Annotated in this window: 24 protein-coding genes and 1 pseudogene; 13 read left to right on the top strand and 12 right to left on the bottom strand. The window is 54.9% G+C overall.

The window, feature by feature from the left end:
• Positions 1-295, top strand: a 295-nt coding sequence (locus AC222A_RS15085) for an SDR family oxidoreductase (protein WP_486775186.1), incomplete at its 5' end; no start/stop codon positions are given.
• A gap of 204 nt (positions 296-499) precedes the next feature.
• Here AC222A_RS15085 and AC222A_RS15080 read toward each other — a convergent pair.
• Positions 500-1,096 (bottom strand): TetR/AcrR family transcriptional regulator, encoded by a 597-nt coding sequence (locus AC222A_RS15080; protein WP_372799341.1) that lies wholly within the window; start codon positions 1,094-1,096, stop codon positions 500-502.
• A 161-nt stretch (positions 1,097-1,257) separates the two neighbouring features.
• Between AC222A_RS15080 and AC222A_RS15075 the strand changes: the two genes are divergently transcribed.
• Positions 1,258-1,779 carry an SRPBCC family protein gene (locus AC222A_RS15075; protein WP_372748852.1) on the top strand — a complete coding sequence of 174 codons (522 nt, stop codon included), beginning with the start codon at positions 1,258-1,260 and terminating at the stop codon, positions 1,777-1,779.
• 241 nt (positions 1,780-2,020) lie between these two features.
• Here AC222A_RS15075 and AC222A_RS15070 read toward each other — a convergent pair whose 3' ends face one another.
• From AC222A_RS15070 to AC222A_RS15055, 4 genes are all read right to left on the bottom strand, one after another.
• Positions 2,021-2,797 carry a maleate cis-trans isomerase family protein gene (locus AC222A_RS15070; RefSeq protein WP_372748853.1) on the bottom strand — a complete coding sequence of 259 codons (777 nt, stop codon included), beginning with the start codon at positions 2,795-2,797 and terminating at the stop codon, positions 2,021-2,023.
• A 78-nt stretch (positions 2,798-2,875) separates the two neighbouring features.
• A complete protein-coding gene (locus tag AC222A_RS15065) occupies positions 2,876-3,676 on the bottom strand; it encodes an SDR family NAD(P)-dependent oxidoreductase (protein ID WP_486775185.1) in 801 nt (266 codons plus the stop codon).
• Positions 3,677-3,689: 13 nt separating this feature from the next.
• Complete coding sequence (locus AC222A_RS15060) at positions 3,690-4,418, bottom strand: hypothetical protein (protein WP_372758585.1); 729 nt, start codon at positions 4,416-4,418, stop codon at positions 3,690-3,692.
• A 102-nt stretch (positions 4,419-4,520) separates the two neighbouring features.
• Positions 4,521-5,672, bottom strand: coding sequence for an aromatic ring-hydroxylating dioxygenase subunit alpha (locus AC222A_RS15055; protein WP_372758586.1), 1,152 nt, complete (start codon positions 5,670-5,672; stop codon positions 4,521-4,523).
• Positions 5,673-5,936: 264 nt separating this feature from the next.
• Between AC222A_RS15055 and AC222A_RS15050 the strand changes: the two genes are divergently transcribed.
• From AC222A_RS15050 to AC222A_RS15040, 3 genes are read left to right on the top strand one after another with little or no spacing between them, the layout of a single operon-like run.
• Entirely contained in the window at positions 5,937-6,734 is a 798-nt protein-coding gene (locus AC222A_RS15050) for a red chlorophyll catabolite reductase (RefSeq protein WP_372748113.1), read from the top strand.
• 2 nt (positions 6,735-6,736) lie between these two features.
• Positions 6,737-7,711: an alpha/beta hydrolase gene (locus AC222A_RS15045; RefSeq protein WP_372748112.1), complete on the top strand. Its 975-nt coding sequence runs from the start codon at positions 6,737-6,739 to the stop codon at positions 7,709-7,711.
• Between the two features lie 22 nt (positions 7,712-7,733).
• Positions 7,734-8,702 (top strand): hypothetical protein, encoded by a 969-nt coding sequence (locus AC222A_RS15040; protein ID WP_372748111.1) that lies wholly within the window; start codon positions 7,734-7,736, stop codon positions 8,700-8,702.
• 65 nt (positions 8,703-8,767) lie between these two features.
• On the opposite strand, the gene AC222A_RS15035 is transcribed toward AC222A_RS15040, so the two are convergent.
• Positions 8,768-9,055, bottom strand: a complete 288-nt coding sequence (locus tag AC222A_RS15035) for a hypothetical protein (RefSeq protein ID WP_372748110.1) — start codon at positions 9,053-9,055, stop codon at positions 8,768-8,770.
• 188 nt (positions 9,056-9,243) lie between these two features.
• On the opposite strand from AC222A_RS15035, the gene AC222A_RS15030 reads away from it, so the two are divergent.
• Entirely contained in the window at positions 9,244-10,140 is an 897-nt protein-coding gene (locus tag AC222A_RS15030; RefSeq protein WP_372748109.1) for a DUF4437 domain-containing protein, read from the top strand.
• A gap of 144 nt (positions 10,141-10,284) precedes the next feature.
• Here the strand turns inward: AC222A_RS15030 and AC222A_RS15025 are convergent, their stop codons facing one another.
• Positions 10,285-11,295, bottom strand: coding sequence for a LysR family transcriptional regulator (locus tag AC222A_RS15025; RefSeq protein WP_372797696.1), 1,011 nt, complete (start codon positions 11,293-11,295; stop codon positions 10,285-10,287).
• 79 nt (positions 11,296-11,374) lie between these two features.
• Here AC222A_RS15025 and AC222A_RS15020 point away from each other — a divergent pair, with 79 nt between their 5' ends.
• Positions 11,375-11,788 (top strand): DUF2141 domain-containing protein, encoded by a 414-nt coding sequence (locus tag AC222A_RS15020; protein ID WP_372748107.1) that lies wholly within the window; start codon positions 11,375-11,377, stop codon positions 11,786-11,788.
• 9 nt (positions 11,789-11,797) lie between these two features.
• Here the strand turns inward: AC222A_RS15020 and AC222A_RS15015 are convergent, their stop codons facing one another.
• Both AC222A_RS15015 and AC222A_RS15010 read right to left on the bottom strand, forming a co-directional pair.
• Complete coding sequence (locus tag AC222A_RS15015; protein ID WP_372748106.1) at positions 11,798-12,442, bottom strand: hypothetical protein; 645 nt, start codon at positions 12,440-12,442, stop codon at positions 11,798-11,800.
• The gene (locus AC222A_RS15010) at positions 12,439-12,903 is read right to left on the bottom strand and encodes a VOC family protein (RefSeq protein WP_372748105.1); all 465 of its coding nucleotides are present in this window, start codon (positions 12,901-12,903) and stop codon (positions 12,439-12,441) included. Before AC222A_RS15010 ends, AC222A_RS15015 begins: the two co-directional genes overlap by 4 nt.
• A gap of 99 nt (positions 12,904-13,002) precedes the next feature.
• Here AC222A_RS15010 and AC222A_RS15005 point away from each other — a divergent pair, with 99 nt between their 5' ends.
• The 5 genes from AC222A_RS15005 (at position 13,003) to AC222A_RS14985 (ending at position 18,480) form a co-directional block, all read left to right on the top strand.
• Complete coding sequence (locus AC222A_RS15005) at positions 13,003-13,857, top strand: NAD-dependent epimerase/dehydratase family protein (protein ID WP_372748104.1); 855 nt, start codon at positions 13,003-13,005, stop codon at positions 13,855-13,857.
• A gap of 3 nt (positions 13,858-13,860) precedes the next feature.
• Entirely contained in the window at positions 13,861-14,658 is a 798-nt protein-coding gene (locus AC222A_RS15000) for an SDR family oxidoreductase (protein ID WP_372748103.1), read from the top strand.
• A 20-nt stretch (positions 14,659-14,678) separates the two neighbouring features.
• Complete coding sequence (locus AC222A_RS14995) at positions 14,679-15,509, top strand: hypothetical protein (protein WP_372748102.1); 831 nt, start codon at positions 14,679-14,681, stop codon at positions 15,507-15,509.
• 122 nt (positions 15,510-15,631) lie between these two features.
• On the top strand, positions 15,632-16,957 hold the full coding sequence (locus AC222A_RS14990; RefSeq protein ID WP_372782243.1) for an MFS transporter: 1,326 nt from the start codon (positions 15,632-15,634) through the stop codon (positions 16,955-16,957).
• On the top strand, positions 16,936-18,480 hold the full coding sequence (locus tag AC222A_RS14985) for an FG-GAP repeat domain-containing protein (protein WP_486775184.1): 1,545 nt from the start codon (positions 16,936-16,938) through the stop codon (positions 18,478-18,480). The genes AC222A_RS14990 and AC222A_RS14985 overlap by 22 nt, the downstream gene beginning before the upstream one ends.
• A 60-nt stretch (positions 18,481-18,540) precedes the next feature.
• On the opposite strand, the gene AC222A_RS14980 is transcribed toward AC222A_RS14985, so the two are convergent.
• From AC222A_RS14980 to AC222A_RS14970, 3 genes are all read right to left on the bottom strand, one after another.
• On the bottom strand, positions 18,541-18,975 hold the full coding sequence (locus tag AC222A_RS14980) for a nuclear transport factor 2 family protein (protein ID WP_372750368.1): 435 nt from the start codon (positions 18,973-18,975) through the stop codon (positions 18,541-18,543).
• 32 nt (positions 18,976-19,007) lie between these two features.
• Complete coding sequence (locus AC222A_RS14975) at positions 19,008-19,883, bottom strand: SDR family NAD(P)-dependent oxidoreductase (RefSeq protein WP_372750369.1); 876 nt, start codon at positions 19,881-19,883, stop codon at positions 19,008-19,010.
• Positions 19,884-20,026: 143 nt separating this feature from the next.
• Entirely contained in the window at positions 20,027-20,734 is a 708-nt protein-coding gene (locus AC222A_RS14970; RefSeq protein ID WP_486775183.1) for an SDR family oxidoreductase, read from the bottom strand.
• A gap of 149 nt (positions 20,735-20,883) precedes the next feature.
• Here AC222A_RS14970 and AC222A_RS14965 point away from each other — a divergent pair.
• Positions 20,884-21,173: pseudogene (locus AC222A_RS14965) on the top strand (maleate cis-trans isomerase family protein); the annotation flags it as partial.

The following is a 21,173-nucleotide window of genomic DNA, read 5'->3' as shown; positions in this document are numbered from 1 at the left end:
CAAAAACGTGTCTATTGATTATGGCCGCATGGGCATTCGCTGCAATGCCATCTGCCCTGGCTTTATCGATACACCGATGCTCAACGGCATTATGGACTCCATGCCGGAATTCAAAGCCGATGTGATTCGGGAAACCAAAGTAGGTCGGCTGGGCAAACCTGAGGAAATTGCGGGAGCAGCCCTGTTTCTCGCATCGGATGATGCCTCGTTCGTGACCGGTCAGAGCCTGGCCGTCGACGGCGGCTATACAGCTGGGCATCGCCACGGCATCGTTGAGTTAATGGGACTGGTATAACGCCATCCGGTGCCGGCTTGCCCTACTTCCGGTAGGGCTGGCTTCACGAACCGCCCGAATAAAGTACTGGATGCAGGCTCGTTCTTGCCAAACACATTGAGTGGCCCTGTTAACACATGCAAAACCCCAAATGCAGCGAGAGAGCATTTGGCAGCCCAAAAGCCCGAAGGATTACTCTTTATGTCACTTCATCTGGCAAGTTTTTTACGCCACCAAAATCAGGCTGGCGATATGCTGTTTTAGTTCCGTCATGCGCTGTTCTGCTGGGTAGCTCTGATCGCTAACCCAACTCAGAATGATGCCCACAGCGGCATTTACAGCCAAATCTGCAACGAAGCCAACGTTGAAATCATGACGCGTATCATCACTTTGCCGGCAGCTTTCAAAATAATCGTACGCCGCTTTGTGAAATTCGCCATAGAGACCGGAATACGTCGACAAGTGCATCGTCATGTTCTGTATCAACTGTACAAAAACGTCAATGTTCTGACCACGATACGTCGCCAGCGGCAAGCCCAACTGTTTGAACGTATCCTCAAGTCGCGCCAGCGTGGTTTCCCCTGCGCGCGCCTCTGGCCTGAAAGCGCGAATCGCGCCGGTGAACATCACTCGCTGGCTCACTGCGTCAAGGATGTCTTCCTTGCTGGCAAAATGGCTGTACAAGGTCTTTCTCGCCACCGCCGCCTGCGTGCAAATATCCGCCACCGTGATCTGCCTAAGATCCTTCTGCCCCAGCAACTCGATGTAGGCATTAATTATTCTTAAGCGATTTTCCCGCTTTTGCTCACTCCGCTTTGGCATTCAAAAAATACTTCCCAAAAAACAAGTAGTTGTGGCGCAGCGCCAAATTTCCTGCGCGTCTTGCTGACGCCCCGCAGAGGGTAGACTGACAGTCTACCCTGATGTAACCTAAAACCAGACTGCCAGTCTACCTTTCACAACCCTAACGCGCGAGACCGAAAATGTTTGAATGCACAGCGGTAGATCTTACCTTTCTAGAAACCGCCAGAAACTGTTACAAGGCATCCGTCGACATCAACGCCACCCCGGAGCAGATTTTCGAATCCTTTGAAGACGCTGAAGACTGGACACGCTGGGCACCCCCAATTCAGAAAGTGGAATGGACATCTCCCAAGCCGTTCGGGCTGGGTACTACCCGCACCGTTTCTATGTCTGGCGGCATGGTCGGAGACGAGGTCTTTATCGCTTGGGATTACCCGAAGCGCATGGCGTTCTGTTTTACCTCCTGCTCCAAACCGATGACCGAAAGCTTCGCCGAAGACTACGTGGTCACCCCGCTGGGCAACGGTATGACTCGGGTTGAATGGACCATGGCGATGGAAGTGAAAGGTGCAGGGCGAATCACCTTGCCGCTGTTTTCGCCCTTTATGAAAATCGGTGTGAAATGGATGCTGAAACGCTTTAAAAAACTGGTCGAAGCCAAGGCGCTGGCCGTAACCAGCCAAACGGCCAACGGGAGATAAACCACGCCTGCTTGGCAGAGATCCGCGACAAGGAATGCGCCCTGGCCCGCATGGAACTGAAAGTGGTGTTTGAAGAATTGATCCCGTGCCTGAAAAATCCGCAGTTTGCCGGCCCCGTAACGTCTGTATAAAACGACTTTGTGAATGGCATTAAGGCGATGGATATTACGTTTCGGCCGAACGTCTGAGTAACCGCGCCCTCACTCTCGCAGCGGGCGCATCTGTCAATCAAGTCAGAGCATTAGAACTCTTCCAGAAGCCGCCCTTTGCCCGTGATTTTGTCGTTAATACCGCAGGCGCGCAGAGCGTGCCAGATAGTGGCCACATTAATTGGCAGCATGGGCTTCTCAAGCCAATGCTCCAGTGTTGGAAACAGATCAACCGTCGACAGGTTGGTACCACACTGAATAATTGCTTCCACATCATCGCCGTCGGCTTTTTTCACCGCCTCAATCACATCCTTGATCGGTGTTTCCGCTATCGCCGTGGCCGAGGCGCAGTTCAGGCCAACAACGTGTTTTACTTCGTAACCGATTTCGTCGAAGAAACGGCGCACGTTGTCATCCCCTACCGGCGGATAAGGCGTGATCACGGAGATTTTTTTCACCCCGAAATTATCCAGCGCCATGCGCGTTGCGCCAGCGCCGGTGGTCATGCCGAGGTCGCCAATCTGGTCCTGAATATTTTTCTCAAATTCGACGTTGCCTTCCATACCACCCCAGAAAGTTTCGGCGGACATGCCCAGCATCAGGTGGCTGATTTTGGCGGTCATTACATTCTCGATGGCCGGCGTCATGTCCTCACGCATCAGGTCCAGAAAGCGCTCGAATACCGTATTGGCATCATCGCCGGTCGCTTCACCTTCTTCGGCCCAGTTACGCAGGCGAATCAGAAAACGTGACGGATGCCAGGTAACACCGTCGAGACCAAATTTTTGCAGATCGTATTCCACCCCGGTATTGGTGGAGGGAATGAGAACGCCGATCTGAGCGCGACGGGCGATTTGATAGTTTTGCATAGACATACTCGTTATTTATTACCCCTCACCCCAGCCCTCTCCCGTCGGGAGAGGGGGTAGTGCGGAGTGGTTGGTTAATCAGGCGATATCGGCGAACAGGTCACGCTTGTTGAAGCCGGCGGTCATAAAGCGGCGGAAGGCCTTGCCAGTGGTGAGCCACTCGACGCGGGCCCCGTCTTTTTGTGCTTTCAGCACACCGTTTACCAGCCAGGGCGTAACCGTTTCCACTTTGTCGCCAAGGATATTGAAAATCTTTCTCGCCTTTTCCCACTCCGGCGATGCGGTGTCATAGTCACCGATAAGCAGATCAGTCACTACAATGCCGGGGCTCAGCACATTCACATGGACGTTGCTGCCGGCCATATCCTTGCGCAGGGCCTTGGCCAGATAGTTCACCGCTCGCTTGGTGGCACCGTAGGCGGCCATACCGGGTTGCGCGGCGCCATTGCTACCGAATCCTTCCATCACCCAAAATTGCCCGCTACCGTGAGCTTTCATACCGGCCAGCACGACATTCGCGGCATACAGCACGCCCGTCAGATTGATAGAGGTAATACGTGCCAGCTCTTCGGCCGATTGTTCTGTAACAGGCTTTCTCGGCAGACTGATACCGGCGTTATTGATCCAGATATCCACCGCGCCAAACTGGGCGCAGGCGAAATCCCACAACGCCTGAAGATCCTCATGTCGCGATATATCGCAGGCCTTACCCACAACTTTTCCCGCACCGTGGCTGGCCGTCAGATCCGATACCACCTGGTCGACCGCGGGCTGGCGCGTGGCGCTTATTACCACCCGACAACCCTGCTTCAGAAAGTTTTCAGCCAAGCCACGGCCTATGCCACGAGTACTACCAGTAATTACGACGGTTTTGCTCATTGCTAACTCCGTTTCAATAGGGGGCGCCAATGGCTTTCAGGTGCGGGTCATTGGCCGGGTCGGGTGACACATAACCGCCACCATGCGACAGGCCAAAGACAAAGGGGTGGCGCGTAGCCGCCGGCGTCACGTCCTTGCACCAGGGCGCGGGCATGCGCATCGCAAAGCTGCACAGTGTCAACGCCAGCACCTGCGCAGCCACAAATCCCCAATAGGCGTCGAAAGCGACAAAATACAGCAGCGAAAAGGTCACATTCGGCACGTGGGTACAGGGGACTTTAACCTTGGTAGTCCAGGGCGTGTCATGCTCGGGGGATACGTAAATATCCCAAACCAGATCCTGCCACAACACCTGCCACAAGGAGATCAGGGTATAGGCCAGCAGAAAAACTGCCCACGTCGGCCATCCGTCGCCTGCGATTAACGACAAATGCCAGAAGCCGAGAAAGCTCAGCGCGTAGCCAATGCCCCAGCTCAGTCCGAAAATTAACTGAGGAAAAACATCGAGCTTTCGATTGAAGCGCAGGGTCCAGCGAGACCAGAGCACGCCGTAGGCGACGGTGATAAAGACCAGCAATGCGGCCGAGCAAAGCCACCATAAAGCGCCTGCGTTAGATGGGACAAACCGACTGTTTAACAGGGCATCCAACGCTCCCGTGGAATAGGCGAAGACACCACAGGCTACAAAGTAAAGGTATGCCCGCAGCCAGGCGGCGGCGGGGCGGAAAGGCTCAGAGCGCATAGCTGGGTTTCTCGGGCAGGACCCGCTCCCACAGGGTGAAAATGTGCACATAAGCAGTGGCTGCAAGCGCTGCTCGCGAAAGCATCATTCCCACATAGTGCATCAGGACACCGCTTCCTGCTCTCCGATCGCCAGACTCGCTGTCGGCTGCACCAACGGAATCTCATCCAACACCCATTTCAGATCCGGCCGTTCCCTTCGTATCGGCGAGGGAATAGCGAACACCTTTCGTCCCTCGTACTGCTTGAGCGTATAGGAGTCTATCTGGTAACCCTTCTCTATTAGCTTGCGACGCGCAGCACGGAATGAACTCATAAATCGGTCGTCCTGCACCGACAGCTCATTGGCGAGATTTTCCGGCAGATAATTGGGTGAGGCGCGCTCTATTACTTCAGCATCTTCTTTGAAAACCTTGCGCAGTCGCTTGCGCGAGCCACCATCAAACAAACCAATTTTGAAGAAGGTACGCAGCTGGGTGGCAAACGTTTTAGTGGTGTGTTCATCGACCGGCGTATTGCAGTCGAACATCAGAATACTCATCCAGCTATTGAGATTGATCTGAATGCGCACCACGTAACCCGACATATGGTAGCCAGGTATGGTTTCCGTGGGCTGCCGGTCCTTGCGGATAAAGCGACGAATCCCCAATTCCCCTTTAAGCTGTGGCGGATACTGGATGTTCCAGGACATGCCATTGAGCTCATCCTTCTCGACCTTGACGATCTTGTTCTCGCCGGCCGTATCAGGCGTACCAAACACCGGGTGCACGAAAGAGGCGTGTGCCAGATCAATACCGTTTTCGATAACGCGGGCAGCTTCGGCCTTCCACACCCACTCATCGGTAATCGCGCGCCACTTGGGGTCATCGTATTCAGGGAAAGGCGGGATCGACGGGCGCTCTTCTTCGGGCAAGTCACCCAGGAACACCCAGATCATGCCGTAGCGCTCTTCGGTGGGATAGGCGTCAACCCGGGCACGGTCCGGAATTTTAAACTCTCGTCCTTCCGAGGGAATAAACTGCACCTTCCCGTCGCCGTCAAACTGCCAGCCGTGGTAAGGACAGGCCACGTTGCCATCAATGCACTTGCCGCCAGACAGTGACCCGCCGCGGTGAATACAAACGTCGCTCAGGCAGTGGGCTTTTCCGTCTTCATCGCGGAACAGCACAAAGTTTTGTCCCAACAGCTTTACTTTAACCGGCGTATCCTTGAGGGTTTCTGACCACTCAGCCACATACCAGAGATTGATTAACACTGCCTTTCCTCCAACGTTTTCGGGGGCCAGCCGCGCGCCGAGGCGCTTCTGAACCGAGCTTATTTATACTAATAGCATATCTTTATATCTTTTTAAACGAAAATTCCGCCTACCTGGATCATATACGATGATATTTTCTCCATCTTTCCCTGGGCATCAACAATACTATAGTGGGCAAAGGGCAAAAGCGGATTGCGCCGCCACCCAACAATATGTATTATTCATATAACATTATATTCAATTAGTCTGACACAGGCACGGTCCATGGCACATATCACCAAATCCATCGACGAACTGGTAGCAGAGCAAGGTGGCGTCGATCGCCAGGAAACCTTTGAACAACTCTGGGCTATCACCACCGAACTTTTTGAAAAAGTTAAAGCGCGCTTTGATATTACCCAGGACGGGGCCTCCGTAGGGGATTACAGCGGCAAAGACGGTGCTCAGGGTTTCCTCTCTGCCTGGGCCGGCCCGGAAATCGACTGGTTGATTTACAGCTGGACCGGCAACCCCAAAGCCAGCTTTACCAACATGCACCTGACCATCAACCTCGGCCCGCAATACGATGTACCCCACTTCGGCTTCGCGCTTGGCACCACCCCGGACCTGTTTTTCTATCAGGACTACATGCCACGCAAGGATTTGTGGACGCACCCCGAGTACGCCGAAAAATACTACGGCGGCGAGGTAAACGATACTTACATCGAATGGGAGCGCAGCGAGCGCTTCAAGCACTTTATCAGCCGCCACATGTATACCCGCGTTGCTCAATCTCCCTGCTCGCTGGCCTACGGTGGCCCGGTTTGCGCCGAAGGGATCGATGATCTGCGCAAGGTCGCACACGCCCAGCTCGATCGCTGGATCGCCTGGGTTGACGCCGCCGAACAGCAACCGAAAAGCGCCCGTGCAGCACAGGCCGATCGCGACCTGATGATTCGCCGCACAATCACCGAAGGCGACCCCGCCAATATCGTGGTGGAAAACCTGTTTGGCACGGAGCTGTGCGACCAACTGGTGGCCACGCTCTGGGGCCGCGATCGCACCCTGCCGCGCCCCGAATAAGCATGGATGTTCGCGCCTTTTTTACCGCAGCTTCCGTGCCCGGAGAACCCGAGCCGTGGAACACCCTGCAGCTAAAGGTTTACTACCCAGCTGCCTATAGCGACAGTGCAGATGAACGCAATATGGGCTATGTGCCCGCTGCGAGCAGCAATGCCCCCTACCCGGTCGTCATTTTCATGCCCGGTTCCAACTGCCACCCGGAAGTATATGGCTGGCTGGCAAAGGGCTTATGCGAGTTGGGACTGGTGTGCGTGACCTTCAGCTGGATCAAGCAGGACATGCCCGGATTTGTATCCCTAAGCCCCGGCTTTGATCTGCGCTATCTCACTCCTGACACTTTTGGCAAGGCGCCATCAAGTTCATCGCTACCGACGCTGCTCGGGGCTGTAGAACAGCTTAATACTGAGGGGCTGTTAGCCGGGCTGTTGGACACCCGCAAAATCATCCTAGGCGGTCACTCTGCCGGCGGTAATGCGGTGCTGCTCAATAGCAATAGCGATTGGTTTCCACAGCTGGTCGGCGGTTTCTCATATGCCGCTCACACTGGCGCATCAACCCAGATAGGCTTTCCGGAAGACACCCTGCTGCCTGTAGCCGGTGACGTTCCCATGCTAATCATGGGCGGTGAACAGGACGGCGTGATAGCAGCCAGCGCCAACCGCTACGGCGATGCCGACGACAGCACGCCTACCGAACGCATTGCCCGCACTTTCGATGAAGCACTTAACAGCACACGCCACGACAGCCACCTGCTGTTGCTCAAGGGCGCCAACCATTTTTGCTTTGCTCATCCCTACGATGGCACTACCGGCCGCCCCTTTCTCGACTGGCCCACATTGGGCAGCGAAGAGGAACAGCGCAGCCTGATGTTAAACGCTATCCAGACCTTTATTCAGGCCTGTATCGGCAAAGCGTCGCACGAATCTTTGAACACACTTTCCCACCACCCCATGGTTTCACGCTACGCGTGCAAATAACACCGTACTCAGGACGACTATCATGAGCGACAAGCAACCCAGCGAATTTCAGAAAAACATCACCGGTGACTGGCACGGCTACCCGTCTATTTTTACGCCGGACGGCACTCATGTGGGCTATAACAAAGTTACCCGCGCCAGTGAATTCAGCGATGGCCGCACAACCTACTGGATGGACGTGGCGCTTGATGCCGCGGGCGAGCTCGCCAACCGCTTTGAAACCGGTCGCTTTGAATTCGGCGTGATCGATTCCGACAAAGATCGCATCTATACCGGCCCCGACTTTATCGGATCCGGCCGCCCTTTCGGCCCCTTTGTCGATTCAAATTACTTTTCACCCGGCTGGAACGTAAACCTGCGCACCATCAACCATGTGCTCGATGATCGCGGTGTACAAGTCTATTCTTCACAGATGTTTGAAGGGGATACGCTGGTGGCCGCCTTTAACGGTCTGTATATCCGCACCTTTGATCACGAAACCAACCCGGAAACTCAAAAGCTGGTCGCGGACTTCCTGGAAAATGAGAAAAAAGTCGGCAAGAAAACCTTCTATTTGCCGCAGAAGCATTCCGGCACCTGGACCGGCGAGATGGACGTGTACAACACCGAACAGGAAAAAGTCGGCACCAATCTGGTGACCATCGATTACATGCCCATCAACCTGAACCGCGCCACCATGAACGTAAAAATCGAAGGTGTGGTCAACCGCGAATTCAGCTTCGAACGCACTCGCAGTGGTAACCATCACCAGTTTCATGGGCCCGATGTATTCGGCAACGCCATTGGTTATGGTCGCTACCACTACGCGCTACACCACTTTATGGGTGAAGCCTTCAAATTCACCACTCGCGACGTGATGCTGGACGATCAATTCAGCCTGTGTTCCATGTGGCAGTTCCACGAATCACACCACGAGAAGTACATGACTTTCGGTGTGCTGGAGTGGGAAGAGAAAGACTACGTCCTTAAGCCAAACTATATCGAAAGGTAGTCAGACGACTAACTTCCTGTGATTGCCCCCGCTTTGCGGGGGCTTTTTTCATTGCGTTTTCACACTTACCGGCGTTTCGCCAGACGCTCGCGAAGACTGTTATCACAGGCCGCCTGCGCAGCGTCCACCTTGTCCCGAAAACACTGCTTGCTACCTTCAGCGCACCAGCGCTTGACGCCCTCTTTCGAGTTAATCAACGGCTCGGTCCGGTTGCTGCAACGCACGGTATACACCGACTGACGCATGCCATCTCCGTTGAATTCGTAACCCTTTAGCTGAAGCGCTTCCGGGCGCACACCGCCTTGCGCCATTGCCGCTGTCAGAGCGAACCCTAAAACCATCAAGCGTTTCATAGTGCTGTTCTCCAAATGCTATTGCGACGGTATACGCCGACTGTGCGCAGTTGGTTCAGATTAACGGAAAATATTTATAGATAGCCTATAGACTATCTATAACATATAGAAAATATCTTATTAATTATGTCAATTCAGGGGTATCGTAGCGTGCAACTCTAGGAACTCCCTGAACGCCGAGGTAAACCATGCGCCCACACGTTGAACTGATTGATGAAAAAGATCTGATCTGGCACCCCGCCGAACTAGTCGGCGCCGTTGGCGACGCTCGCCAGCGCAACCTCTCTTACGATGAAGAGGACGGATCAGTCTCAGCCAAAATCGAATTCACCTCTGACTGGTCGCGACCGGCGGGTGTTCACAACGCCCAAACCGAGTGGTACGTGCTCGAAGGCGAAGTCACCATTGGTGACACCGTGCTGAAGCCCGGCGGTTACTGGTGCACGCCGGCTGGCGTGGTAGCTCCCGCCTTGAAAGTGAAGAAAGGTACCGAGATTCTTTATTTCCGCGAATACGGCGACTGGCAGTTTGAAGTTACCGATCAGGACAAGGACTTTGTGCGCGAAGATCAGAAACTGGTCATTGCCAACACCGCCGACATGGACTGGATCGATGTGGTCGACGGCAGCCCCATGCGCTTTGATCTGGGCGGTACGCCGGTTCCCGGCCTCTACATCAAGATGCTCTACCGCGACGAAAAAACCGGCTTTTATACCCGCCTGATCAAGGCCAAGCCGAATTGGCGCGAACATCCGCTCGCCCACCACCCCTGCTACGAAGAGGCTTATTGTCTAGAAGGTTCCTTCCACTACAACTACGGCGAAATGTGGCCCGGAACTTACTTTTTCCGCCCGGCGCTGGTACGTCATGGCGACTTCACCGCAGGTGAAGAAGGCACTGTCTGGCTGCTGCGCTGCGATGGCGACCTGGTGGACTGGTATACCGACAATGCCCGGGTTGAAATGAAAGGCGACCCAGTGAACTGGGGCCCCGACTCCGAACATCCGGACGCTGCCGAGCCAGCTCTGCTGCAACCAGTGCGTTCGCGCTCGATTGGCGCGATGGAAGATCCCGGGTATCAATGATTGGGCTTCGATAAGCACCCTACAGGCGCTGCGCCATTCCTTCCCCTCACTCTCTCCCACTGCAGCGGGGCACTAGCCCCCTCTCACCGGGTAGAGTATTGCGATGGGGGGAAGGCTCATCGTGAAGGAAAGCAGATTAGGGCATTACTGCGACACCAACGGTGGTTGCTTAGGCAACTTGGGACGATGATGTTTTTCCCAGTAGCTCATACCATCCTTGAGAATCTCAAGGCCTTCGCCCAACAGGAAATCGCGAAAGGTACGGGCCAACACCGAGGTGACCCGCTCTTTGGCGTTCACCAGATACCAGAATTGCGGCAAGGGAAAGCCTTCCACGGGCAGTATCGCAAGATCTTCCCGGTCACCCTGATCGAGAATATGGCCCGAAACAATGGCCAATCCCAGCCCGGCCATGACCGCATGTTTAAGGGCCTCATTGGAGGCGATGGTCATCTGTTCGCGCAACGCCAGCCCGTGGTCTGCCAGAAACTGATTCACTGTGTGCCGCGTACCACTGCCCACTTCACGCACCACAAAACGCTCGTTAGCAATATCGCTCCAGCGCAGCTTGCGCTTGCGCGCCAACGGGTGCTCACGCGAGGCAATCACCACCAGCGGATTGGAGATCAACGGCACAGCTTCCAGACGGGTGTCGTCGGGTGGGTCGCTCACAAAATAAAGATCGTCCAGGTTGTGATCCAACCGTTCCAACAACTGATCGCGGTTGCCCACCTGAAGATCCACTTCAATCCCCGGGTAGCGCTTGCAAAAGGGGCCGAGCAAATGGGGTATGAAGGCATTGGCACTGCTCGCCACAGCCAGACTCAGGCGCCCAGCCTGCATGCCCTGCAGTTCACTAAGACGCATCTCCAGCCGCTCCAGCGAACCAAAAATCTCGCGCGCGGCCACCACCACCTGCTCACCGGCCTCGGTCAGCTTGATACGGCGCCCCACCAGCTCGTACAGCGGCATATCAACCCCTTCCGCCAGTTTTCGCAAATGCGTCGACGCACTGGGCTGGGTAAGATGCAACTGCTCTGCCGCACTGACAATGCCGCCGGATTCTGCCACTCTAAGCAATATCTCAAGGCGACGCAGGGTGCCGATGCGCGCCGCCAAACGCGGCACTGGCGTAGTATTTTTCGGATTGCCCATAGGTTATCCAACAAAGTTTTATATAGCACTATGGCTATGAATTATTGGCGCGTCAACGCGCCCGAAAGAGGACATCACTATGCGTAAATACCTTCCCCTGCTTCTATTCACCTGCCCACCCATCATGGCGCTAGACGTCACGGTGCAGGTGGAAAATCTGAAGTCTGACGACGGTGCGCTCGTCGTACAGGTGTATGACAGTAAAGATACCTGGCTCTCCGACAATACCGTGCTAAGCAAACGACAGGCGCTAACAGCGGGCGATTCCAAAGCGGGCGTTACCATCCCGATTCAACTGGAACCCGGACGCTACGCTCTGTCGGTTTACCATGATGAGAATAACAACGAAAAACTGGACGCCAATTTTATTGGCATTCCCAAAGAACCAGTCGGCCTATCAAATGATCACCGCCCCAAGTTCGGCCCACCGAAATACAAAAAGGCCGAAATTGAAATTAGCGACAATCAAACCGTAGACATCAGACTGGACTAACGTATCACGCTAGCTGCTTTGGACCAGCTCGACCACCCACAACTGCGCCGGTGACTGCTGCCACTCATAACGCTGCAGCAAGCCATCGGCGCCAAGCTGATAACAGGCTGCATCGTCGTATTCGCCACCACGATAGTGGTATACATCCGTCGTCACTTGCTCTACGCAACGCTCACTGAACAACGGTGCAAACAGGCTTTCGGCATGCTCTGGGGTTTTGATAGAGGGGACGAGAACCGTTGCCTCACCTCCCTGCTCCATAATCGCCAACAACGTATCACCGCTGAAAATTCGCATTAACGGGAAAAACACGGTCGTCGGGCTGCAGGCCTGCGAAACAGGAAGACTTCCGTCTGCGCTCCAGCGCAGACCACCGGTCCCCAGCGCGTAACTGGCCGTGCGAACACCACTGGCGTTTTCCCAGTATAAACTTGCGAACACCACCCCCGCTTTGCACCAATACTTGGCCCCCAATACAAAACTCTCACCATCACTGCGACTGGAGCGCGTAACCACACTGCCGTCAGCCTGCCGATGACGGAGCCAAGGCTCGCTGATATCGGTCAATTCGCCATTACAGCGGTAGGTATAGCTTCCCTGAGCGATGAGCGTTTCCGAGGTCGCCAAAGGAAAGAGTTCGGCCAGCGTCCTCACCCGTACACTTCCACCAGCTCGATTAATAGATCGCCGGTATCGGCCGGATTAAGGTAGGCGATGCGGGTGCGCCCGGTATCCACTACCCCATTGGGTGTCACATGCCCGGGTCGAATCCCTTGGTCAGCCAGTACCTGCATCGCCGCATCGATGTCGCTCACCACATAGGCCACGTGATTAATCCCGCCCGCACCACTCTTAACCGAATGCAGCGTTGCGCGCATCTCATCGCTAATGGGCTCAATCAACTCAAACTCGACACTGCCAACCTGCAACAGACCGAACCGCGCTGGCGCCTCCTCCCCAAACGGTGGCAGCACCGTAATATCACTGTCCTCCAGACCGTATATTCGCCGGAATTCAGCGATACTGCCCTGCAGGTCATCAACAATATGTCCCACATGACGCAGTCCGGTAATGAAATCCTTCAGCGCGGCCCGCGCCCGGTTGTTCTCTTGCACCGCTTGACTCCCACTCATATATATGTACTATTGTTATAACATTATATCTCAAATAAACAATCAGCCCAACGGGCGCTCACATCTTAAACAAGGACAGGTATGAAAGTACTGATTCTCGGCATGGGTCATGCCGGCAAGGCCATTGCCCAACAACTGCGAGCCAAGGGCCACCAGATTGTTGGCACCACCACCACACCAGGCAAGGTGGAAGAACTACAGACCCTGGCTGACGACGTCGCAGTACTCAAAGGTAGCGAAACCGACAAGGTTATTGCGGCAGCTCAAGGCTGCGACGCCATCATCGCCACCGTTGCTCCGAACGTAAAAAACACCCGGACCAAAGAAGAGCGCGAGAGCCAGTATCACGAAGTACTGGAAAAGTCCCTCGCCAGCGCCGCCAAGGCCTGTAACCGCGTAATTTTCCTGTCGTCCTTTTCCGTGTATGGCGATGGCGGAGAGGGGACAGACCCCATTACCGAGGAAACACCCACAAGCAACCATGAAGAACCTTCTTCCAAGTATTACCAAGCGGCCGAGCGCAACGCCCTGAGCGTGAGCGGCGGTTGCGTGTTGCGCCTCCCCGACATTCACGGCGCCCCCGGCGATATGACCTTTACCCAGCGCGTAAAGCTCGCCCACGACTACTTTGGCGGCAAGGCGCTGTTTGGCGCTGACGCACCGCTATACACCATCCATTTTGAAGACGTCGTTAATGCAGCTATTCACGCTTTGGAAAAAGGTCTGACCGGTATTTACAACGTTTGCGACAATGACAACCTGCCGCCTACCAATCAGCAGATCTTCGATGCGATCTGCGACAAGGAAGGCTGGTCTCGGCTCGAATTTCTGAATCAGATAAAAGCACCCAACCGCAAGATTTCTGCCGACAAACTCTACGCCACCGGCTACCGGGTTCAGCACGAAGACCCCAACGCCGCCCTGCTGGAGGCCTGAAGCATGGCCAACGTTGTCATTACCGGAAGCACCAAAGGGATCGGCCGCGGACTGGCGGCCGAGTTTGCCCGTCTTGGCCACAAGGTGATGATCGCCGGGCGCAGCCAGCAGGCAATTGATGAAGCCATCGCCAAAATCGGCTCTCAACCCGGAACAGTGACCGGTCGCCCCTGTGAAGTCTCGAAAAAGGAACAGGTACAAGCTCTTTGGGACGCGGCCGTTGCCGAGTTTGGCAGCGTCGATATCTGGATCAACAACGCCGGTCTGGCGCGGACCGTCTGGCCCATTCTGGAAACGCCAGACGAAGAAATACAGGCCATGGTGACCACCAATATGTTTGGCACCATCTTTGGCTCAAAGGTCGCCATCAACGGCATGAAAGCGCAGGGCCACGGCAAACTGTTCAACATGCTCGGTGGCGGCAGCGACGGCGAATTCTTTCCCGGCATTGGCATTTATGGCACCACCAAACGCGGCCTGAATTACTTTACCGACGCGCTGATAAAAGAGAACAAAGACACTCCGCTGGTCATAGGCAAGATTCGTCCAGGCATGGTGATTACCGAGGCCGTCGTAAGAGAAGCCAAAGCTGATCTCGACAACTTCAACAAAAACCGTAAAACCATGAATAACTTGTGTGACACCGTCGAAACCGTCTCACCCTATCTGGTGGAGCAGATTCTGAACACCGAGAAATCCGGAACCAAAATACGCTGGCTGACCGGCGGCAAAATCGCCAAACGCATGATGCTTAGCCGTTTTCGCAACCAGCCCGATAAATTCGAAGCCTTCGGCTTATAAGTAATATTAAGGACACTCCTTTGACTACTAACACCGCTAAAACCGCAGATACAAAAACCATCGACCAGTTTCTGGCTGAAAACCCCAATGTCGACGTAAGTAAAGCCTGGGAGCGCAGCTGGAATATTCTGACTGACATTAAGGACAAGATTGCCGAGCGTTTCCCTAATATTGCGCTGGATCCAACCTGTGCCGGTCGTGAGTACTACACCTCGCCCAACGGAGAGTTTGAAGGGTCCTACCAATCATGGACAGGCGAAGGCGTCGAGTGGCTGGTCAGCTCATGGCTGGGCAATCGCAAAGCCAGCATTCTGGATATGAACGCCACTGCCTTTCTGGGACAAGAGACCGACGTACCCCATTTCATTATGGTGTTTGGCACCATCCCCAAACTGTTTTTCTACTTTGATCTGGTGCCTCGTAAAGACCTTCGCACCAACCCCGAGTATCTGGAAAAATACTACGGCGGCGAAGCCAACGAGGATTTTCTGGCCCTGCGCGGCCACCCTGATTTCCAGTGGTCGGTGAGCCACGGCACCTATATGCGCGCCCTGTTGTCACCTTCGGCGCTGAGCCTGAGCGCGGAACTCGAAGACAAGAACATCGACGTGCTGGAAGAGTATGCGTACAAATTCCTGAATCGCTGGCTGGGATGGCTGGACAACGCCACCCCGCTTCCTGAAAGTGAGCGTGTGGCCCAGCAACAATACGATCACACCGTGCGCCGTCTCGGTTATGAACTCGACCCGATGAACAAACTCGCCGCACAGGTGTTTGGTGAAGATCAGGTGGAGAAGATGATTCAGATGCGTCTGGGTAACGAGCAAATGGCCAAGGCGCGTAAATACTAAAAACCTCCCTCACCCTGACCCTCTCCCCCACGGGAGAAGAGACGCCGGAAGCGGGTACAGAGTGGAAACCGCCCCCTCTCCACACGGGAGAGGGTTGGGGTGAGGGTAACCGGATTCGAAAAATGCACCCAACCCGCTTCCTCGGCATCACCCTCAGCGACGGCATCCAACGCCGTCACATGTTTGCCTACCTGCTCGCCGCGCTGATCTCTTCAGGCTATGCTGGCGCACTTGCGGTATTGCAGCCGGGCCTGCTCGCAGTCATGGACATACCGCTGGCCAGCCAGGGCTCGCTGACCGGCCTGCTGGCGGCGCTGCAGGAAGTCATTCTGATTGCCATGATGCCCCTGTTCGGCGTCATGGCGGATCGCTCCGGTCGGCGAATGGTCTATGCCATCGGGCTTGGGCTGACCGCGCTCGGTTTCTTTCTCTACCCCTATGCCAACAGCATTGGCGAACTGATCGCCTATCGCCTAATTGTCGCCTTCGGCGGTGCCGCGATGATTGGCATGATGGTGACCGTGATTGCGGATTACGCCAGCGAAGCGGATCGCGGCAAAGCGAATGGTTTACAGGGCTTTATCGCCACCATCGGCGCTTTTATTCCACCGATTCTCGGGTTTATGCCGGGTGTATTTGCCAAGCAGGGCATGACTGAACTTGCCGCTCAGCAGATGACTTTCGCCATTGGTGGTGCGATGGGCGTGGTCGGCACGGTGATCGTACTGATCGGACTGGCTCCTCATGTGAAACGACCGAGCGCTGAGCATGAACCGGTTATGCAGATGCTGAAAAACGGACTGGCAGCCGCCAAAGACCACGGTGTTGCCCTGTCCTACGGCGCAGCATTTATCTCACGCGGTGACCTGGCGGTAACCGGCGCATTTATGGGCCTGTGGCTGGTGCAGTTTGGTACCCAGAACCTTGGGATGGCACCCAGTCAGGCCATGCAGGAACTTGCCGTACCGCGAGTACTTACTACGGTAAGCGGCGCTATGGTGGGCGCCTTGCTAATGGGTTTTATCAGTGACCGCATTCGTCGCGGCACGGCTGTTATGTTAGCGTCAGGGCTGGCAGCTGCAGTTTATCTTTCCGTGTCCTTTGTTGATGACCCTACCGCGCCGTGGGTTTTTGCGCTGCTCGGAGTCATGGGTGTGGCAGAAATCAGTGCGTTTGTCAGCTCTCAGGCGCTGGTGGGCCAGCAGGCGCCGGCTGCCCGGCGCGGCGCCGTGATCGGCTTCTTCGGCACGGCAGGCGCAATAGGTATTCTTGTGGGTACCGCCGGCGGAGGCTGGTTGTTTGGTGCCATTTCACCGGCAGCGCCTTTCGTCCTGTTTGGTGCACTTAACGCCGTGGTTTTCATCTGGGCCATTGTGGTCAACAACAAAATCGAAAAGCCAGCATCCGCTTTACCGGAGAACGCAACATGCGCAACCGCTACTTCTTGATCGCACTGGGTCTGCCATTACTGGCAGCATGTAACGATAGCTCGTCGTCCAGCTCTGGCGGTGGCGGTAGTTCTACCAGTCCATCCGAGCAGGGGAGCTACATCGAATACCCCATCAAAGTCGAACAGCAATCTGCGGCTTTTCTGGCAGTCGGAGATATCGACGGCAATAGCGACAACGGTCTCGATATTCTTCTTTCCACACTGGTGGAACAGACACCCCCCGGGCCTCCAAACCCCGCCTCTCGCGGCGCGCTACGAAAATTCAACACCCAGGGCTGTAATGAGCCCGTCAACAACTGCCTGGAAGGCCCCTGGCAGGAGGAAGTGCTGATCGGCACGAACGATCCCCAAGGATACCCTTTTATCAATACGCCCCAGATCTTTGATATTAATGGTGACGGACAAAATGATGTCATTGTTCAGACCGGATTCCTGACCACACTAGGGGGCGCCCATTTCTGGCTGGATGGCAACGACATCAATGCCGGCAGTCGCCCAACGCACAACTATTTTTCTCCAGCCAACACCACACCGGTAACCAACGGTTTGTTCTTCTGGCATGAATCGGATCAGACAGATCTGGACGGCGACGGACTGCTCGATATCGTCACCACCTCGGGTAAAACACAACATCCGGGCAACCCGCTGGGCTCGCCCGACGGAAACGAAGAGTTGAAAGTAGAATGGTACCGGCAGACGGCACCGGGAGAATTCAGCTATCACCCGATCACTGCCACCGACAGTGAAGGCAATACCATAAGCAATATAGGCGGCGTATTTGTCAAACTCCACGACATCGACGGAGACGGCGACAAAGACATTGTGCTAAGTCAGTTCTTTGATCACACCTACGACACGACACCACCGGCAAGCCTGAACCCCTCGCTGGTGTGGTTGGAAAATGTCACCCGTCCGGCACTGACCAATAATTTCGCCGGTGAGTGGCGCTACCATGTCATCGACAATACCATCGGCCTTGGCTATCACATGGAGTTTGCCGATATCGACCACGACGGCAAAGAAGAACTCGTCGTCGACAACCACAACAATGATGGCGATCCCCGCTGGCAGGATAAGGACGGTAATGTCGTGGTGCCACCCGGCATCTATTGGTTTGAAATCCCCGAAAATCCAACCGCCGTCAGCCAGTGGGAAAAACACGTCATTTCAGAGAATTTTGGCGTAACTCTCTACTACGGCAATCCTGCCAGCCAAGGCGTTCCTGGCATTTTCAATGTCGGAGATATCAACAACGACGGCCTGCTTGATGTGGCGGTACCCGGTGATGGCAACAGTACGCTCTACGCCTTCATCCAACAAAGCGATGGCAGTTTCCGGGAAGACATTGTGGACGAAGCCAAAATGTTCGGCATGGCCATCGTCGCAGATATCGACGGCGACGGGCTCAACGAGATAGTTGCCGCCCAACACAATTCGCTGGACATGGATCCGGCAGAAACCGACAGCCCGGATGATTTGCAATTGCCGCCGGGGAAACTGTCGATTTACAAGTATCAGTAAGTCGTACAGATCATTCGCGAGCAAGCAACCGTTGCTTGCTCGCGAAGATATGTCTCCGTACTACCCCGCAAAATCCGCTTCACTGGCTTTCATCATTTCTTCCAGAAACCACTGCGGAAACTGCCCTACAAACTTGTTCATATCCCAGAAGTCGCTCCAGCGGTACACCAGTCCATCCTTGATTTCATGCATGGTGCAAAAACGGTGCTGGGCGGTTTCACCAGAGGTAAAAGTCCACTTTTCGGTGTGATCGAGAAATACCATATCGCCATCACCGGCCAGATGATGGGTTGTCTGCTCCTGTCGGGAGAGATGATTGAACGCAATCTGTAGCCGCTTGACGCAGTTGTCCGGGCCCTTGGCACCCACATCATCAGTAGGCACGTCTTCGTAGAATATTTCGGGATGCATGCAGCTTTTCATGGTATCCCAGTCCATCTCACTCAGTGCCTGCCACATTTTTTTGACAATAGCCTTATTACTTTCAGTCGACATAACTCTTTCCTGTATCGCGAGTGAGAGGGTTGTTACATCTGCGGTACGGCAGCCAGATCAATAGGCAGCTCAAAACGCTCATAGCGGTCAGCGCGATCACGCAATGTAGCAACACTTTCTTCACCGTTCAGCATGATGATAACGCGCTGCTCCTTTACGCCCTGTAAGGTAAAACGCGCGAGCTCGTCCAGGTCCTGAAAATTAAGGTCCATTCCCGCCGCTTCTGCGGCTGCTTTGAATTCTTCAACCGACGGTACACGCACCGGCTCGCGATCAACACCCAGATCTTTGGGTCGATTGCGCTCCGTTGTCCAAATGCCCGTAGCCAAAACGCCACCTGATGGATAGAAGATGGAGGCGCGCAAATTTGTATTTTCGGTAACCAGCTGCGCGGCCAGACACTCGGTAATGCAAGACACGGCTGCTTTACTGGACGCATAAACGGATTGATAGGGTAGTGGCGAGATACCACCATCACCGGATGACGTATTGATGATGTGCCCTTCTTTGCCCGAAGCGATCATCCGCGGCACAAAAGATTGAATGCCGTGCACCACACCCATCACATTAACGCCGTGCACCCATTTCCAGTCATTGGGTTTGGTTTCCCAGATATTGAGTGACGGTGCCGCAACGCCGGCGTTATTGAACAACAAATGACATTCGCCGTAGCGGTCAAATACTGTATCGGCCAGGGCATCAACAGACTCGGGCTTGGATACATCGGTCACCACGCCGCTCACTTCGCCACGGCTGCCGAGTTCGCCGAGTACCTTGTCCAACGCGCTTTGCTCAACATCGCCTATAACAACCTTGGCGCCCTCATCAAGCAGCGCTGCAACCAACGCCTTGCCAATGCCGCTTGCGCCGCCAGTAACGACGGCAACCTTCCCATTAAAATCCTGCATGGACCACCTCTTATTATCAGCTTTTCAGGCCTGCGACAGAAAACCGCCGCAGCAACACCCCACTGATAGTAGAAGCTTGCCAACGGTGTGGAGATTACAACTCGGTCAGACTTGCCGGATAGGCCTTTGCCAAGGGTAGGTCTTTACCAGGGGTAGACTGCGCGATCCCGATACAGGCCGCCACTGGGGCCATCATCCGGCAGTGTGGCCAACCAGACGATGGTGTCAGCGCCTTCATCCGGTGTACGCGGCGCATCAGGTCCACCAAGCTCTGTATTCACCCAGCCAGGGCAGGCCGCATTGACCAAAATCTGAGGGTATTCCTTTTCAAGTTCTCGCGCCAACAGCACCGTCATTGCATTAACTGCCGCCTTGGAACTGCGATAGGCCACCGTTGAACCCATCGCCATTTCGCTCATCGATGCCAGTTCGGTGGACACGTTAACCACCCGGCCGGCGCCTTTCTTCTGAATCAGTGGCACGAGCAGCTGGCAGCAGTTAAGTACACCCAGCAGATTGGTTTCCAGAGTTTCACGCAGACAGTCCGGTGACAATTCAAAAAACGATTGCCAGTGATCCAGTGCCACACCCGCGTTGTTAACCAGAATATCGAGCCCCCCAAAGCGCGTACGAATTCCCTCGGCCAGAGCCTCCAGCGACCCGCGATCATCAACCGCCAGGGCGACCACCTCAACCGGCAACCCCTGCTTGGCCAGCGCATCCAGCGCCGTGGCGCGTTCAGCCGCGCGACAGCCAGCCATTACCCGAACGCCCTGTTGCGCCAACTGTTGGGTTACCGCCAAACCGATACCACGATTTGCACCTGTTACCACTGCTACTTTTTCTGTCATCGAACAACCTTTTTAGCTGAAAGCGTTTGTTTGCGCTTTATGACTTGAGACTTTAATACTATTGTTATATCTTTATTACATTATCATGATCGCCACCCCCGACCAAGCAAAAGACGCGTGCCGGGGTTTCGCCAGCAAAGGAACACGCCATGACTGACTACTACGGCTACCGCAAAAAATTTGCCGTGCTTGTACCCTCAACCAACACTGCAGTGGAAACCGAGTACCATAAAATGGCACCCGAAGGCGTTGTTCTGGCCACACGCGGCTGCGTGATTCCGCCATTCAGCGTGAAAACCGAAGACGATTTCGTCAACATGGTGAAAGCAATCGGTGCGGCGACAGAGCAGGGCTTACGCGACGCCTTGACCTGCCAACCCGACCACGTGATTTTTGGCTACTCCGCCGAAACCTTCTGGGATGGCAAGGAACGCTCCGA

The sequence above is a fragment of the Litorivivens sp. genome, assembly GCF_057445395.1.
Note: the sequence above shows the minus strand (reverse complement) of the source record. Positions and strands in the feature narration are given on the sequence as shown.

Excerpts from the sequence above, each read along its gene's own strand:
- AC222A_RS15080 (WP_372799341.1), bottom strand. The coding sequence starts at position 1,096 with ATGCCAAAGCGGAGTGAGCAAAAGCGGGAAAATCGCTTAAGAATAATT.
- AC222A_RS15075 (WP_372748852.1), top strand. The coding sequence starts at position 1,258 with ATGTTTGAATGCACAGCGGTAGATCTTACCTTTCTAGAAACCGCCAGA.
- AC222A_RS15070 (WP_372748853.1), bottom strand. The coding sequence starts at position 2,797 with ATGCAAAACTATCAAATCGCCCGTCGCGCTCAGATCGGCGTTCTCATT.
- AC222A_RS15065 (WP_486775185.1), bottom strand. The coding sequence starts at position 3,676 with ATGAGCAAAACCGTCGTAATTACTGGTAGTACTCGTGGCATAGGCCGT.
- AC222A_RS15060 (WP_372758585.1), bottom strand. The coding sequence starts at position 4,418 with ATGCGCTCTGAGCCTTTCCGCCCCGCCGCCGCCTGGCTGCGGGCATAC.
- AC222A_RS15050 (WP_372748113.1), top strand. The coding sequence starts at position 5,937 with ATGGCACATATCACCAAATCCATCGACGAACTGGTAGCAGAGCAAGGT.
- AC222A_RS15045 (WP_372748112.1), top strand. The coding sequence starts at position 6,737 with ATGGATGTTCGCGCCTTTTTTACCGCAGCTTCCGTGCCCGGAGAACCC.
- AC222A_RS15040 (WP_372748111.1), top strand. The coding sequence starts at position 7,734 with ATGAGCGACAAGCAACCCAGCGAATTTCAGAAAAACATCACCGGTGAC.
- AC222A_RS15035 (WP_372748110.1), bottom strand. The coding sequence starts at position 9,055 with ATGAAACGCTTGATGGTTTTAGGGTTCGCTCTGACAGCGGCAATGGCG.
- AC222A_RS15030 (WP_372748109.1), top strand. The coding sequence starts at position 9,244 with ATGCGCCCACACGTTGAACTGATTGATGAAAAAGATCTGATCTGGCAC.
- AC222A_RS15025 (WP_372797696.1), bottom strand. The coding sequence starts at position 11,295 with ATGGGCAATCCGAAAAATACTACGCCAGTGCCGCGTTTGGCGGCGCGC.
- AC222A_RS15020 (WP_372748107.1), top strand. The coding sequence starts at position 11,375 with ATGCGTAAATACCTTCCCCTGCTTCTATTCACCTGCCCACCCATCATG.
- AC222A_RS15005 (WP_372748104.1), top strand. The coding sequence starts at position 13,003 with ATGAAAGTACTGATTCTCGGCATGGGTCATGCCGGCAAGGCCATTGCC.
- AC222A_RS15000 (WP_372748103.1), top strand. The coding sequence starts at position 13,861 with ATGGCCAACGTTGTCATTACCGGAAGCACCAAAGGGATCGGCCGCGGA.
- AC222A_RS14990 (WP_372782243.1), top strand. The coding sequence starts at position 15,632 with ATGCACCCAACCCGCTTCCTCGGCATCACCCTCAGCGACGGCATCCAA.
- AC222A_RS14985 (WP_486775184.1), top strand. The coding sequence starts at position 16,936 with ATGCGCAACCGCTACTTCTTGATCGCACTGGGTCTGCCATTACTGGCA.
- AC222A_RS14980 (WP_372750368.1), bottom strand. The coding sequence starts at position 18,975 with ATGTCGACTGAAAGTAATAAGGCTATTGTCAAAAAAATGTGGCAGGCA.
- AC222A_RS14975 (WP_372750369.1), bottom strand. The coding sequence starts at position 19,883 with ATGCAGGATTTTAATGGGAAGGTTGCCGTCGTTACTGGCGGCGCAAGC.
- AC222A_RS14970 (WP_486775183.1), bottom strand. The coding sequence starts at position 20,734 with ATGACAGAAAAAGTAGCAGTGGTAACAGGTGCAAATCGTGGTATCGGT.